The sequence below is a fragment of the Hyphomicrobium sp. genome (assembly GCF_036780825.1).
Taxonomy (GTDB): domain Bacteria; phylum Pseudomonadota; class Alphaproteobacteria; order Rhizobiales; family Hyphomicrobiaceae; genus Hyphomicrobium_C.
Map to the genome: position 1 here is coordinate 40995 of NZ_DAIQCD010000006.1, position 14983 is coordinate 55977.

Annotated in this window: 11 protein-coding genes and 1 other RNA gene; 8 read left to right on the forward strand and 4 right to left on the reverse strand. The window is 63.8% G+C overall.

Annotation, left to right across the window (positions count from 1 at the left end; genetic code table 11):
- Positions 1-1284, reverse strand: coding sequence for an NADH-quinone oxidoreductase subunit NuoF (gene nuoF, locus V7P99_RS04555; protein WP_333793660.1), 1284 nt, complete (start codon positions 1282-1284; stop codon positions 1-3).
- Positions 1285-1295: 11 nt separating this feature from the next.
- The gene (gene nuoE, locus V7P99_RS04560; protein WP_333793599.1) at positions 1296-2003 is read right to left on the reverse strand and encodes an NADH-quinone oxidoreductase subunit NuoE; all 708 of its coding nucleotides are present in this window, start codon (positions 2001-2003) and stop codon (positions 1296-1298) included.
- A 387-nt stretch (positions 2004-2390) separates the two neighbouring features.
- Between nuoE and ffs the strand changes: the two genes are divergently transcribed.
- From ffs to V7P99_RS04600, 8 genes are all read left to right on the forward strand, one after another.
- Positions 2391-2486, forward strand: an RNA gene (gene ffs / locus V7P99_RS04565) — signal recognition particle sRNA small type.
- 263 nt (positions 2487-2749) lie between these two features.
- The gene (locus tag V7P99_RS04570; protein WP_333793600.1) at positions 2750-4573 is read left to right on the forward strand and encodes a DNA polymerase III subunit gamma/tau; all 1824 of its coding nucleotides are present in this window, start codon (positions 2750-2752) and stop codon (positions 4571-4573) included.
- A 407-nt stretch (positions 4574-4980) separates the two neighbouring features.
- On the forward strand, positions 4981-5301 hold the full coding sequence (locus tag V7P99_RS04575) for a YbaB/EbfC family nucleoid-associated protein (RefSeq protein ID WP_333793601.1): 321 nt from the start codon (positions 4981-4983) through the stop codon (positions 5299-5301).
- A 262-nt stretch (positions 5302-5563) separates the two neighbouring features.
- Positions 5564-6778 (forward strand): saccharopine dehydrogenase family protein, encoded by a 1215-nt coding sequence (locus V7P99_RS04580; protein ID WP_333793602.1) that lies wholly within the window; start codon positions 5564-5566, stop codon positions 6776-6778.
- Positions 6779-7107: 329 nt separating this feature from the next.
- Positions 7108-7530: a hypothetical protein gene (locus tag V7P99_RS04585; RefSeq protein WP_333793603.1), complete on the forward strand. Its 423-nt coding sequence runs from the start codon at positions 7108-7110 to the stop codon at positions 7528-7530.
- Positions 7531-7680: 150 nt separating this feature from the next.
- Positions 7681-8829, forward strand: a complete 1149-nt coding sequence (locus V7P99_RS04590; RefSeq protein WP_333793604.1) for a carboxynorspermidine decarboxylase — start codon at positions 7681-7683, stop codon at positions 8827-8829.
- 99 nt (positions 8830-8928) lie between these two features.
- Positions 8929-9393, forward strand: a complete 465-nt coding sequence (locus V7P99_RS04595) for a hypothetical protein (protein ID WP_333793605.1) — start codon at positions 8929-8931, stop codon at positions 9391-9393.
- Between the two features lie 431 nt (positions 9394-9824).
- Positions 9825-12326, forward strand: a complete 2502-nt coding sequence (locus V7P99_RS04600) for a hypothetical protein (RefSeq protein WP_333793606.1) — start codon at positions 9825-9827, stop codon at positions 12324-12326.
- Positions 12327-12990: 664 nt separating this feature from the next.
- Here V7P99_RS04600 and V7P99_RS04605 read toward each other — a convergent pair.
- Complete coding sequence (locus tag V7P99_RS04605) at positions 12991-14373, reverse strand: glutamate--cysteine ligase (RefSeq protein ID WP_333793607.1); 1383 nt, start codon at positions 14371-14373, stop codon at positions 12991-12993.
- A gap of 160 nt (positions 14374-14533) precedes the next feature.
- Positions 14534-14899 carry a hypothetical protein gene (locus V7P99_RS04610; RefSeq protein ID WP_333793608.1) on the reverse strand — a complete coding sequence of 122 codons (366 nt, stop codon included), beginning with the start codon at positions 14897-14899 and terminating at the stop codon, positions 14534-14536.
- Between the last annotated feature and the right edge of the window lie 84 nt (positions 14900-14983).

Here is a 14983-nt window from a genome sequence, read left to right on the forward strand (position 1 = left end):
TTACTCCGCCGCTTGCCTGTGCGCCGCCTGATAGGCGTCGATGCGCGCTTCGATCTCGTGGCGGAAATGACGGATCAACCCCTGTACCGGCCAGGCGGCCGCATCGCCGAGCGCGCAGATCGTATGGCCTTCGATCTGCTTCGAGACGTCGAACAGCTTGTCGATCTCGCTTTTCTGCGCCTCTCCGCGCGACATGCGCTCGAGAACCCGCCACATCCAGCCCGTACCTTCGCGGCAGGGGGTGCACTGCCCGCAGCTCTCGTGCTTATAGAAGTAGGCGATCCGCGTGATCGCCTTGACCACATCCGCCGATTTGTCGAGCACGATAATAGCGGCCGTGCCGAGGCCGGACTTGAGCTTCGTCAGGCTGTCGAAGTCCATCGTCAGGTCCTGGCAGAGCTCCGCCGGAATGAGCGGCATCGAGGAGCCGCCCGGGATCACCGCCAGCAGGTTGTTCCAGCCGCCGCGCACGCCGCCGCAGTGCTCGTCGATGAGCTGGCGCAGCGGGATGCCCATCTCCTCCTCGACCACGCAGGGCCGGTTCACGTGCCCCGAGATCTGGAACAGCTTGGTGCCGGTATTGTTCGGCAGGCCGAGCGCCGCGAACCAATGCCCGCCGCGGCGCAGGATATCGCCCACGACGGCGATGCTCTCGACGTTGTTGACCGTCGTCGGCGCGCCGTAGAGGCCCACGTTGGCCGGGAACGGCGGCTTGAGGCGAGGTTGGCCCTTGCGGCCTTCGATGCTCTCGAGCAGAGCCGTCTCCTCGCCGCAGATGTAGGCGCCGGCGCCATGGTGGATGTAGAGATCGAAATCCCAACCGTGAACGTTGTTCTTGCCGATCAGGCGCGCCTCATAGGCCTCATCGATCGCCCGCTGCAGGCGCTCGCGCTCGCGGAAGAACTCGCCGCGGATATAGATGTAGCTCGTGTGAGCGCGCATCGCGAAGCCGGCGAGCAGCGCGCCTTCGATCAGGAGATGCGGATCATTGCGCATGATCTCGCGGTCTTTGCAGGAGCCCGGCTCGCTCTCGTCGGCGTTGATGACGAGGTAGGAGGGGCGTGCGTCCGCCTTCGGCATGAAGCTCCACTTGAGCCCTGTCGGGAAGCCCGCGCCGCCGCGGCCGCGCAACCCCGAGGTCTTCACCTCGGAGATGATCCAGTCGTGACCCTTCTGGATGAAGAACTTGGTGCCATCCCAGGCGCCACGCGCCATCGCCCCCTTGAGTCCCGAATCATGGAACCCGTAGAGGTTGCGGAAAATGCGATCCGTATCCTCGAGCAGCATAGCGATGCTTACCCTTTGAGTTTCTCGTCAGAAGACGTCGTCGAGGGCGAGGCGCCGTCCTCGAGTTCGGGGAAGCGTGACCGCCAGGAGCCCAGCGTCGATCCGTCGTACAGCGAAGGATCGGTAAGCGACGTCGGTGGTCCCTCCGGAGCTGACGTCTGCCGCCCGATTTGGGAACCGGTCTGCGGCTGAGCGCCGCGGGCAAAGGCACCCAGAATTTTATCCAGCGCCTCGGGAGTGAGGTCCTCGTAGGTATCTTTCCAGATTTGGACGATAGGCGCGTTGGCGCAGCAGCCGACGCACTCGACCTCTTCCCACGAGAAATCACCGTCTTCGGACAGCTCGTGTGGGCGCTCCGAAATGCGCCGCTTGCAGACATCGATCAGCTGTTCCGCGCCCCTGAGCATGCAAGGCGTGGTGCCGCAGACCTGCACATGCGCTTTGGCGCCCACGGGCGAAAGCTGGAACAGCGTATAGAAGGTCGCCACTTCATAAGCCCGGATATAGGCGACGCCGAGCATATCCGCCACGTGGCGCAGCGCGGGCTCCGGCAGCCAGCCGCCGGCTTGCTCCTGTGCGCGCCACAAAAGCGGTATGATGGCGGAGGCTTCCTTGCCCTGCGGATATTTGGCGATCGTCTCCTGTGCCCAAGCGAGGTTCTCAGGCGTGAAGGCGAAGTCGCGCGGCTGATCAGGACTGAGGCGGCGGACGGCCATGCTGGCTCCCCAAAACGGAACAGCGCGGGGCTCGGAGGCTGCGCACGGATGATCCGGGTCAAACCCTGATCGTCCGGGAACTCTCCAGGCACTCCCCCGCTCGAGTGTTGCCCGTTCCCTACGTCTATTGCATCGCGAAAGCAAGCGCGCACCCCGCGACCGATCACACGCTATGCACGCGTATTGCAGGAGTTTCTTGATCTGGAGCAACAAACGGCAAGACGCTCCCCGGGCATTTGCCGCATTGGTGCCGGAAGGGATCGCGGAGCGCGTTATGCGCGCGCTGATAGCCGTTCACAGAGCCAGGGAGCCGCGACCTGCTGGGGCCGTCCACACCGGAGTGCTCCAAGCCTTGCCACAACCTCGCCGAGACGTCATATTCGGCTCGGAGGCTGGCGGCGGACGAGTACGTCGCCAACCGGGTCAGGTCCGGAAGGAAGCAGCCCTAACGACAGGTGCGCGGGTCGTTCGTCAGCCTCTTAATTCGCTCACGTTCGCTGATCGGACCGCCGGAAGCGATTCGGTGCTTCCCAAGCATAGCTTTGCTCCGCGTCCAAGCGCAGCTTGGCTTGGCAAAGACATTTGGCAAAGAGACGGGGCGCGGCGCAGTCCATGCGGAGCATGCCACGCCAGGATTGCCGGGTCGCATCCAAGCGTCACTTGGTTTCCCCAAGACGCTCCCCGGCCCATCCAGGCTGACAGTGGCGCCTCCGTTCCCCTATCGTTGAGCGCAAAGGCGGGGCGGGATGGCTGACAGGAAATCAGAAAGCAGAGACGCGGCTGCGGGCGCCGAGGCGGTGCCGGCGAAGCCCTATGTCGTTCTTGCTCGCAAGTATCGCCCGCAGACCTTCGACGATCTGATTGGCCAGGAAACGATGGTGCAGACGCTGCGCAACGCGTTTGCCTCCGGCCGCATCGCGCACGGCTTCATGCTGACCGGTGTGCGGGGCGTCGGCAAGACGACCACCGCGCGCATCCTGGCCCGTGCCCTCAACTACGAGACGGAAACCGTCGACCAGCCCACGATCGACATGCCGGCCCCTGGCCGCCATTGCATCGAGATCATGGAGAGCCGGCACCCGGACGTCATCGAGATGGACGCCGCCTCCAACACCGGCGTCGACAACATTCGCGAGATCATCGAAAGCGCCCGCTATCGTCCACTTTCCGCACGCACCAAAGTGTTCATCATCGACGAGGTGCACATGCTGTCGAAGGGCGCGTTCAACGCGCTCCTGAAGACGCTTGAGGAGCCGCCGGGCCACGTCAAGTTCATCTTCGCGACGACGGAAGTGCGCAAGGTTCCGGTGACGGTGCTCTCGCGCTGCCAGCGGTTCGACCTGCGCCGCGTCGACGTTCCGCGCCTGGCCGCGCACTTGAAATCGATCGCCGCCAACGAGGCGGCCGCCGCGGAGGACGATGCGCTGTTGATGATCGCGCGCGCCGCGGAAGGCTCGGTGCGCGATGCGCTCTCCATTCTCGACCAGGCAATCGCGACTTCGCTCGGTGCGGCTGGCGGCTCAGTGACCGCAGCGTCCGTTCGCGCGCTCCTCGGGCTCGCGGACAGAGGGCGCATCTTCGACCTTCTCGAGATGCTGGCCGGCGGGCGGATCGCGGAGGCGCTGGCCGCTTTCGATGATCTTTTCCAGGACGGCGCCGACGCGGTGCAGGTTCTGGCCGACCTCGCCGAGGCCGTCCACGTGACGGCCCGGATCAAAGCCGTGGGGCCCGATGCGGCAGGAGAGGGGCTGGCGCAGGATGAGAAGCGCCGTGCCGCCGCGCTCGGCGACCGCCTCTCCATGGCGCTGCTGGCGCGGCTCTGGCAGATGCTCCTCAAGGGGCTGGAGGAGGCCGGCAAGGCCCCCAATCCGCTGGCCGCCGCAGAGATGGTTCTGATCCGCATCGCACACACGGCCGACCTGCCGCCTCCGGACGAGGTCATCCGCATGCTAGGCGGAGCTCCGGCGACGCGTCGCGAGCCAGTGGATCGGAAACCGGCCGAGCCCGCGGAGCCGGCACCGACGGCGCAAGCCGCGCACGCGCCATCCGCCCGTGCGCCATCGTTGGATGAATCCGAGAATCCGGCCAGTTTCGATTTCGCATCCGAGCCCGACGAGGAATTGCTGGACGACGAGGCTGGTGAGTCCGCCCCGGCGCCAAGCATCTCGTTGCGCCCGCTGGCAACCTTCGCCGACGTGGCCGCGCTCGCTGGCGATCGCCGGGACGTCAAGCTCAGGATCGCGCTCGAGGAGCAGGTGAGCCTCGTTCGCTTCGACGGGACCGCTGGCGCCATCGATCTGTTTCTGCTGCCGGGAGCCGCGCCCGATCTCGCCAACGATCTGCGCGAAAAACTCAACAAATGGACAGGCCGGCGCTGGATCGTTGCGCTTTCGAAGACGCCGGGCGAGCGGAGCCTCGGCGAGGTGCGCCGTGAGCGCGAGGAGCAGGAGATCGCGGCCTTGAAGCGTCATCCTGCAATCGCAACGGTGCTCGCGGCTTTCCCCGATGCGGAGGTGTCCGCTGTTCCTCGGAGGCCGCTCGCGCGCGACGACGATAGCGCCACGGGATGATCCCCGGCTGGCGCGCGGTACATAGCCCGGGAATTGCTCCCGATTTGCGCCTGCGAGCCCTGTCATCCTTTTCCGGGCGTGAAGAGCAATGCTATGCTCGTCGTCAGCGCGCCGAATCGCGCTGCCCGCAAGCTCGGGTTCGGCGCCAGGACGGACGAACGTACGGATAAAAAGAATAAAGACGTAGACGCGCGCCTTCTCCCATATTCAGGACGCGATTTGGCCGGGCCTAGCCCGGCCTTTTTTTGTTCGTTTGGAGGGCTTCCGGAAAAGAAGCGCAATCAAAGGGCGCCCCGACAAGGCGCCGGCCTGCGGCCGTGTGTCGATAACGCGATGCGCTCCGCCGCCAAATGCACTAGCTTCAGCCAGAAACGCTTTACGCAGAGACGCGAACCGCAGGAGGATCGATGAAGGATCTGATGGGCATGATGAAGCAGGTCAAGGACATGCAGGAGCGCATGCAGCGCCTGCAGGAGGAATTGGCCGCCATGGAGGTCACCGGCACCGCGGGCGGTGGCCTCGTCTCCGTCACGCTCACGGGCAAGGGCGACATGCGGCGCGTCAATATCGACCCGTCGCTGCTCAAGCCCGAGGAGGCCGAGATCGTCGAGGATCTGATCGTCGCCGCGGCGGCCGATGCCAAGTCCAAGGTGGAGGCGGGCCTGCAGGAAAAGATGTCCGAGGTGACCGGCGGTTTGCCGTTGCCTCCGGGCATGAAGCTTTTTTGACGGAGCGGTGCTTAGGCTCGAAAAAATACCTTCGCTCATCCGGCGCCCAGGGGCCTGAGACTTGTTGAAATCCCAGGGCTTGTGCCCTATTGCGCACGCGTGCTGCCTGGGTGCGGGCCGTTGCGAGGCGAGCATGAGCTTGCGTAGCAATCGCAGTCAGGTTCCCATATAGCGAGATGGAGCGCATTCGCGGCGAGCGAAGGATTTGATCGCACGCGGACGCGCTTTCGTTTGGTCTTTCATGCAGGAAGGAAGCTTCATCTTGGACAGCGTTCTCATCATCGGGGCCGGTGCTGCGGGTTCGGTCACGGCGCAGAAGTGCGCGATGAACCGCGATGTTTTCAGGACGGTGCATCTCGCATCGCGGCGCCTCGAGGGCTGCGAGAAGGTCGCCAAGCTCTGCAAGACGCCGATCGACATCTCTCAGGTCGATGCCGATAACGTCGACGAGACCGTGGCGCTGATCGAGAAGGTCAAGCCCGATCTCGTGATCAACATGGCGCTGCCGTACCAGGACCTGCCGATCATGGATGCGTGCCTGAAGACGGGCGTGCATTACATGGACACCGCCAATTACGAGCCGCGCGACGAGGCGAAATTCACGTACGAGTGGCAGTGGCCCTACCACGACAAGTACGCGGACAAGGGCATCATGGCGGTGCTCGGCTGCGGCTTCGATCCGGGCGTCACGAACGTCTTCTGTGCCTACGCGCAGGAGCACCTGTTCGACACCATTGACACGATCGACATCATCGACTGCAACGCCGGCGACCACGGCAAGGCCTTCGCCACCAACTTCAATCCCGAGATCAACCTGCGCGAGGTCACGCAGCGCGGAAAGTATTGGAAAGACGGCGAGTGGATCGACATCGACCCGCTCTCCATCTCGACCATGATTGACTATCCGGAGGTTGGCCCGCGCAAGAGCTACCTGATCTATCATGAGGAAGAGGAGAGCCTCGTCCGCCATATCAAGGGCCTGAAGCAGATCCGCTTCTGGATGACCTTCTCGGACAACTACATCAAGCATCTCGACGTGCTGCAGAACGTCGGCATGACGCGCATAGATCCCGTCATGTACAAGGGCACGCCCGTGATCCCGATGGAGTTCCTGAAGGAGCTTCTGCCGCCGCCCTCGTCGCTCGGCGAGAACTACACGGGCAAGACGTCGATCGGCTGCGTCATCGATGGCACCAAAGACGGCAAGCGGAAGACGGTGCTGATCTACAACGTCTGCGACCACGCCGAGAGCTTCAAGGAGACGCGGGCGCAGGCCGTTTCCTACACGACTGGCGTGCCTCCCGTCGTGGGAGCCATGCAGATGTTCAACGGCGCCTGGACCGGCAAGGGCGTGTTCAACGTCGAGCAGTTCCCGGCGAAGCCGTTCCTCGATGAGCTCGCGAAGCAGGGTCTCCCCTGGCACGTGAAGGAGATCACGCCGGCCGATCAGGCCGAGCTTTTCTCCGTCAAGGGCTAACTCCAACTCGCTCTTGAAATGGAACGGCTCGAAAATCGGCCCGGAGCGCTCTCGCTCCGGGCTTTTCCATATGTGTGCGATATTCGGCCACTGCCGTAACGACGCCGCCGGGTAAGCGCGGGCCGCGCCCGTGATGATGACCGGCGCAGCGTGATCTATGAATGCATCGCACTTCTTCTCGGTCTGAGCCCAAGAAAAGGCCTCTGACGATGGAATAATTTTGCAGTCTCAATACTGCAGATTGCGTCAATTCCAGCGTTGCCCGTCCTCAATTGAATCACAAAATTCACCGAGCGTTAACGCTGTGATTCGATACTACGGGGGATAGAATGGCTCATCTTTCTCAGAAGCTCGCCGAAATGCACCGACGGATCGCCGAGAGCACTCAGGAGGAGCAGGCGCTCATCCGCGCGCTCGATGCCGCACTCAATCACGTGGACGAGAAGCTCCTCGCCGAGATCCGCCAGGTGACTGCGCATCACGAGGTGCGCCGCGCCGCGATCCTGACTGAGCTGCAGCATCTCGCCGGCCGTCTGTGCACGATCCCAGTCTCGGCGGGCGAGCCGCTAACGGCGATCGAAGCCGATGCGCGTCCGGCGCACGCCGAAGGGCAGACAAACGGCAACCAGCACCAGAACGGGGCCGCGCACGCGGCGGGCGGCACGCACGCTCCGGGCAACTGGCGCATCGCCGCGCAGAACATCCAGGACGATCTCGATTTCTACACCGACCCGCCCGCGGCCTCACACTGAGGCCCGGCACCGTTTGTCGGCAGGCGGTTGCCGGCGGTTCGCAGCGGCTCTCCTGCGCCTATCCGGACCAGGAATGATCCGCCCTGGCGACAAAAGGCCGAGGATGCCATATAGCGCGCTTTACGATCTCCCTTCCGAGGCAGCGCGCATATGATCCCGGAACTTCCTCATGACATCCGTACGCCGGCCTACGTGCTCGACGTAGCGGCGCTCAAGCGAAATCTCGCGACTGCGGCCCGCATCAAGCGCGAAGCAGGCGTGAAGATGCTGCTGGCCACCAAGGCGTGGGCGATGCCGGCCGCTTTTCCGCTGATGGTGGACGTGCTCGACGGCACGACCGCCTCGGGCGAGTACGAGGCGCGTCTTGGCCGCGAGGAGTTCGGCCGGGAAGTGCACGTCTATGCGCCGGCTTACGCGCAGGGCGAGGTGGCGCGCCTCACCGGCATCGCCAATCACATCTACGCCAACTCGCCGGAGCAGGCCGTGCACGTGGCGGACGTCGTGCGCGGCTCAGGCCGTTCGGACATCGCGATCGGTGCGCGCATCAACCCGGGCTATTCTAACGCCACGCTCGGGGGTGCGCTTTACGATCCATGCGCGCCGAATTCGCGCTTCGGCACGACCGCGGCCGAGATCGATCGCCTCCCGTGGGACGATATCGACATCTTCCACGTGCACGCGCTGTGCGAGTCTCTGGCCGATGGATCGGTCGGCTTGATCGAGCATGTGGCGCGCGACTTCGCGCCATACCTCAAGCGCGTGAAGGCCGTGAACTTCGGCGGCGGCCACTTCATCAACAAGCCGGGCTATGACGTCGGCAAGCTAATCGCTGCCCTTAAGGCATTCCGTGCCGAGTTCAGCCTCGAGGTCTACCTCGAGCCGGGAGCGGGGCTCATCGTCGACGCCGGCTACCTCGTCGCAACCGTCATCGGCCTGCACCGCAACGACGGCGAGATCGCGATCCTCGATGCCTCCGCCTCGACGCACATGCCCGACGTGTTGGAGGTGCCCTACACGCCGCCCGTGCTCGGCGCGGAACTACCGGGTGTGCTGGCGCACGACTACATTCTCGGCGGCAAGACCTGCATGACCGGCGACGTGATCGGCGAGTATTCCTTTGCCGAACCTCTCACCGCCGGCTCTCGCATCGTGTTCGGCGACATGATGCAATACACGTTCGTGAAGAACACGACCTTCAACGGCACGCCTCTGCCGGACCTCGCGATGCTGCACGAGGACGGCCGCTACGAGGTGGTGCGCACCTTCGGCTATGAGGAGTTCCGCCGCCGCCTGGGTTAACGCGGCTCGCCATGGCTAGCGTCCGCAATTCCACTGGCCCCCAGCCGGTGTTATGAAGCCCTGCCGAGAAGACAGTCTTGCGAAAGGCGGGCGGCGTTCATGATGCGTCACGCGGTAATGGTGATCGTCGCTGGGGTGACCTTGGCGGGCAGCAGCCTGGCGCAGGACATCAAGCCCCCCGACGATTTCAAGGCCAACATGATGATCCGCTCGACGGTGATAGCGGTCAATCAGGCCAACAAGACCAACAACTACACGGTTTTGCGCGATCTGGGCTCGCCGCGCTTTAAGGAAGCCAACAGCGCAAAGAAGCTCGCCGACGTTTTCGCGGAGCTTAGAAAATCGAAGTTCGACCTGTCTCCGGTTCTGTTTTTCACGCCCCAGATGCTTGCGCCGCCGGCGGTGACGCCTGCTGGCATGCTGCGGCTCACCGGCTATTTCGACACGGTTCCGCAGCGCGTCTCGTTCGACATGCTGTTCGAGAGCGTCAAAGGCGAATGGCTGCTCTACGGTATCAACATCGCGACGCAACGCTCGCCTGCTGTTGAGGGCGCCAAGAAATAGCGGCGCTTGCCTGCGAGGGTGCCGAGAGATCGGGTGGCTCTGTATCGCATCGGCAACAGTTAACAAGCTATTAATCGTCCGATCACATCGGATGCGTTGATTTGCGTCAAGGTGCGTGCCCTAGATGTGGACGGTTTGTGGAGAAGTTGTGTGCGAAGTGTGTCGTGACGTTGCATCTTCGGTCCTTTTCGGGGTTCACGCCTTTAGGCGCAAAAGGGCGAAAAACACAGACCGCGTAGGGGTTTGTGGAGTTGCGTATCATGTGCTCGAGGGGATACTCGCAGGAGCGGACACTTTATTGCGGAAAGCCTCTGTCCTCGGTTGTGAGTGCTTTGGCAATTTGCGCGATATTGTCGACCACCGGGTCGACTGAGGCCGGCGCGCAGAGCATCCCAGTATCGCCAGGCCAGCCGAGTCCACTACAGAATCTGGTGACCAGTTCGCCACAGCTTGGCAAAGATGACATTGGCGGGACAGGCCAGTGTGCCGAGCAATTCACCAATGCCACCAACACTGCCTATCGCAACGCAATCATCGCCGGCGATGTTGGTCTCGCGTCGAGCGCTGCCGGCTTGGCAGCCTCGATCGCTGCTGTGACCGCACAGTCAGTTGCCGCAGGTGTTCAGACCGGAGCTTACGCCACGATGGCGGCGGGCTTGGGAGTTGCGGCAGCGGGAGCGGCGCCAATTGTCGTTGTGGCAGGGGCGGCTGCTCCCGGACTTGCAACCGCTGCCGCTGCGGCCGGTGTTCTGGCCGGCGGATCAACGGCAGAGACTGTTGCCCTTGGCGCGGAGATCGCGGGATTGGGCTTAGATGCAGCAGGCGTTGCATCTCAGATTGCAGGACAGGTCTTCAGCCACGAGGCACAGAATCTCGTCGATTACGCCGCAACGCTGCCCAGCTGCGAAGCTGAGTTCACCGGCACGGTTCTCGCCCACGCGAACATCGCTGCCGGTCAGGGCATCTCCGCATTTGACGGTGCCATCAGCATCGGCAACCCCGACGGCACGAGCTACGCTCCTGGCATTACGTTGGGAGGCGGCGCGCTGTCCGGTGCGGGCTCCGGTGCTCTCGCTGAAACCGGGCATATCGATGCCATCGCCATCGGAAACGACGCGGAAGCAAAAAACGCGAACGACACCGCACTGGGCACCGGTGCGAGCGCGACGGGTGGTGGCGCGACGGCGATCGGCGCCGGTGCGAATGCCGAAGGCGAGAATTCGATCGCCATCGGCAATTCTCACGCCGAGGGCGCGAGTTCGGTCGCCATCGGCGACGGCTCCCATGCAGGCGGCGAGAATGACATCGCCATCGGCACCGGAAACGACACGGGAGCCGGCGGCAACAACACGGCCATCGGCAGCGGCATCAAGATCATCAACGGCTCGGGCAACACCGCGCTCGGCATCGGACACGAAATCGACGGCAGCAACAACTTCGTTGCGGGCGACCCGAATGAAACCATCGGCAGCGAAAACAGCGTCGTTGGCAACGACAATTACACGAACGGCGATGACAACCAGCTCGTTGGCAACAGAAACGAGCTAGCCGGAAACCAGAATCAGCTGACCGGTGTCGACAACAGCGTCCATGGCGACCGCAATCAGGTGTCTGGTGCTGATAACAATGTCGAAGGCAACGAGAACGTCGCCATTGGCAACAGCATTGACGTGGATGGGGACGAGAACATCGCCATCGGCGATAACGCGTCGATCGACGGAAATCGAAGCGTAGCCATCGGACGCAACTCGGAGGCGGCCGGAGACGGCAACGTTGCAATGGGCGACGCAGCGGCCGCCGCGGGCTCTAACGCGACGGCGATCGGGCAAGGAGCTACTGTTGTCGGCATCGACTCAACCGCGACAGGCGCGGGAGCGTCGTCCTTCTTCTCTCTCGGCTCAACGTCGACCGGCGCCCTCTCGAATACGAACTTCAGCGCCTACTCGCTCGCGAGCGGATTCGAGTCCGATGCCTCTTACAGCGTCGGCTCATCGGCCACGGGCGCGTTCTCCTCGGTCGCTGGGACGACCCTCGGTACGGCCAACGGATACAGCGCCGCTGTGACCGCAGGCACCATCGGCGGCACGGCAAGCGGCGCCTTCTCGGTCACGAGCGCTGACGGCGCCTCCGCATACGGCGGAGCCTCGACGGCGAGCGGTGTCGATTCGACCGCCGTCGGCACGGCCTCCACGGCATCGGGAGCGAGCGCAACGGCCATGGGCGCGAGTTCGGAGGCCTCCGGCGTCGGTTCCATCGCGATCGGCGATGCCGATGCCACGGAGACGAACGCCGTCGCCGTCGGAACGGGCTCTGTCGCGCAAGGGTCGAATTCGATCGCTCTCGGCGCCGGAGCATTTGCAGGCGGTTCCAGCGATATCGCCGTCGGTCATGATGCGAGGGTGCTTGCGAGCAACAGCAGCGCGTTCGGTAGCGGAGCTACCGTCAACGCGGGCCATGTCAACTCGACCGCACTCGGAACGGGCGCGAGCACGACGTACGACAATCAGGTGATGTTGGGTTTGAGCACCCAGACCTACACGACCCCCGGCATCACGTCCGACCTCAGCCGGAGTCGGCAATCAGGGCCGCTTGAGCTCCTGACGACCGACGCCAACGGAAATCTCGCCTCCGATAACGGCGATACGTTCAAGGCTATCGCTAAGCTACAGGCTGGCGTAGCGCTCGCGCTTGCGGCCGAAGCACCCTCGCTTACGACGAGCGAGTCCTTCGGCGTCAGAGTGGGCTGGGGCAACTTTGATGGCGATGGCAACGCTGCGGCCATCAGCGCCATCGGTGTCCTATGCCGCAACTGTCTTTCGACAGGCGATCGGCTTGCCATCGACGGTTCCGTCGGTGCCGGCTGGTCCGAATATAAGACGTATAGCGCCGGTAACGTCATCGGCGGCCGCGCAGGCATCCAGTGGACATGGTGATCTGACTACGGAAGAAGCCCGCTACCGCCATAGGACCCGGTGGCGGGGATAGGCAGTATCGCGCGAGGACGGGCTACCGCTTCGCCCGGCAGGATTGCAGGCAGCGGGTGAGCTCCGCTCCGCAGCGTGGGCTGTCTTTGGTGGCCCGGCGGCAGGAATTTTCCTGGGCATAGCAGCGCTGAGCGCAGTCGTTGGCCGACGTGAGTGTAGGCAGGGCAGCAGAAAACGCCCCGAAGCACAGGGTGGCGATTGCGTATCGCATGGCTCGGCTCACGGAGCGGCCTCCTCTCCTCGGGTCTTTCCCGTTGTCCGATGGAACGCCTTGCGCGCCGCGGAGTGTGGCCTGCGCACGATGAACGCCAGCTGAACCGGTCGTCAAGCCGGACCTAGTGTGCTTCCGGAAAAGTGGGCACCGGTTTTCGATAAGAGGCACGGCTGAATAAAAGCTTAGAGCCGCTCCCCGGTTCCACCTAAACTGGAACGGCTCTGGAGCGCCACACGGCCGGTTCCGATCCGGGCGGCATCACGAAGCGCCTCCGGGGCCTTTATCTATCCGACCGCGCGTCTACCCGGCAAACCGGTTGCCATGAAAACGTGAATCCGCCGCTGGCATAACCGCAAGGGCCGCAACCGCCAGCGATCCCGATTCGTTGCTCTGACCGCGCTAAAAGGAAAACTCCGCAAAGATGCGGTCGATCGAGCCGTGCCACCGGCCCTCGAAGCGCGCGATCAGCTCATCCGCTGCTGTCCGCCCGGAACGGACGAGGCTGTCCAGTGAGTCGAGATAGACGCTCTCGTCCTGGCCTTTGGCGTTGAACTGGCGGCGATTGGTAAGGCCAGCGCGTGATATCGCGAGAGCCTCCTGCGCGAGATGCTGCACGGTCACGTCTCTGAAGCGCGTAGCGAGCGCTTCGCGCGGAACGGCGTTGCGCAGGCCCTGGCGCTCCTCGGCCGTCCATGACTTGACGAGATCCCACGCCGCATCGAGCGCCTCGGCATCGTAGAGAAGTCCGACCCAGAAGGCCGAGAGGGCGCAGATGCGTGGCCAGCGTCCGCCGTCGGCGCCGCGCATCTCGAGGAAGCGCTTGAGCCGCACCTCGGGAAAGAGCGTCGTCAGATGGTCAGACCAATCGTCGAGGGTCGGAAGCTCGCCGGGCAAGGCGGAAAGATTGCCGGCCATGAAATCCCGGAATGACGCGCCGGCGACATCGATGTAGCGACCGTTGCGGTAGACGAAGTACATCGGCACATCAAGCGCGTATTCGACATAACGCTCATAGCCTGCGCCCCCCTCGAACATGAACGGCAGCATGCCGGTGCGTTGCGGATCGGTCTCGCGCCAGACTTCACTCCGGAGCGACTTCATCCCGTTGATGCCGCCTTCCGTGAACGGCGAGGAGGCGAACATGGCCGTGGCGATCGGTTGCAGTGCTAGGCTGACGCGCAGCTTCTTCACCATGTCGGCTTCGTCTTCGAAGTCGAGGTTCACCTGGATGGTTGCCGTACGGTACATCATGTCGAGCCCGCGCTTGCCGACCTTCGGCATATAGCGGGTCATCACGGCGTAGCGCTCCTTGGGCATGTGAGGCGTCTCGGCCAGCGTCCACTTCGGGGAGAAGCCGACGCCGAGGAAGCCGATGCCGAGATCCTCGCCGACATCGAGCACCTCCTGGAGATGCTGATCCGTCTCGTCGGCGGTCTCATGCAGTGTCTGGAGCGGCGCGCCGGAGAGCTCGAACTGCCCGCCGGGCTCAAGGCTGATCGTGCCGCCCGGCTGCCCATCCGGCCGCTTGAGCGCGATGATGGTCTCGCCTTCGAAAATCGCTTCCCAATCGTAGCGGGTCATCAGGTGCTCCATGAGCGCCCGGATGCCGCGCTCACCCTCGTAGGGCACCGGCTTCAGCGTTTCCGTATAGAAGACAAACTTCTCGTGCTCGGTGCCGATGCGCCAAGCGTCTCGCGGTTTTTCGCCGGCCGCGATCCAGGCGACGAGATCGTCGCGGGAACGCGCGAGCGGGCTCTGAGCCCCATCCTGGCGGGTCGACATCTGTGGGGCCTCTGAAAGGATCCGGGGCGGAGTTTGGCAGGAGTTATGACGATTGGGGCGGGACGAAACAAGGGGTGGGTGATCGGCCAGATTATCGGTCGCGCCTTTTGCATCCGGCCGCCCGTGTGGTGGCGCGTGGACGGGAAAGTTGAGAAAAGTCCTAACGCACGCGCTGAGGCGGGAGGCACGCTTCCACCCGGCGCGGATCGTCAGGGATCGTTTCCGAAGCTACGCAAGCTTCGAGGCGTCGGATCATCACAGGCCGATGATTAGGGCGGAGGCAGTCGACGATCCGGTGCATGCCGGCCTGTCTGCATCGGTCGAGCTCGCCCATGATGAAATCCGGGGCATCGACGTCGGTGCGCGGGCGCCGCGAAAGATCGATATAGGGCTCGATGCTGATCTGCGGCCTCTCGTGACGCGTCGGCGCGTTTGGCTGGCCTTCGCGGCGACCGCCTGCGGACAGGGGTGCCACGGCGTCGGCGACGAGCAGGATCGCGGCCGCCGTCAGGACCCCTGCTGTCATTCGCATCTGCAACTCTCCATGCGCAGCGGAGCGAGGTACGCTTCGCTCCAGCCTGCGATGGTACGGCTCGGCCGTAAAAGAATC

Excerpts from the sequence above, each read along its gene's own strand:
- nuoE (WP_333793599.1), bottom strand. The coding sequence starts at position 2,003 with ATGGCCGTCCGCCGCCTCAGTCCTGATCAGCCGCGCGACTTCGCCTTC.
- V7P99_RS04570 (WP_333793600.1), top strand. The coding sequence starts at position 2,750 with ATGGCTGACAGGAAATCAGAAAGCAGAGACGCGGCTGCGGGCGCCGAG.
- V7P99_RS04575 (WP_333793601.1), top strand. The coding sequence starts at position 4,981 with ATGAAGGATCTGATGGGCATGATGAAGCAGGTCAAGGACATGCAGGAG.
- V7P99_RS04585 (WP_333793603.1), top strand. The coding sequence starts at position 7,108 with ATGGCTCATCTTTCTCAGAAGCTCGCCGAAATGCACCGACGGATCGCC.
- V7P99_RS04590 (WP_333793604.1), top strand. The coding sequence starts at position 7,681 with ATGATCCCGGAACTTCCTCATGACATCCGTACGCCGGCCTACGTGCTC.
- V7P99_RS04595 (WP_333793605.1), top strand. The coding sequence starts at position 8,929 with ATGATGCGTCACGCGGTAATGGTGATCGTCGCTGGGGTGACCTTGGCG.
- V7P99_RS04605 (WP_333793607.1), bottom strand. The coding sequence starts at position 14,373 with ATGTCGACCCGCCAGGATGGGGCTCAGAGCCCGCTCGCGCGTTCCCGC.
- V7P99_RS04610 (WP_333793608.1), bottom strand. The coding sequence starts at position 14,899 with ATGACAGCAGGGGTCCTGACGGCGGCCGCGATCCTGCTCGTCGCCGAC.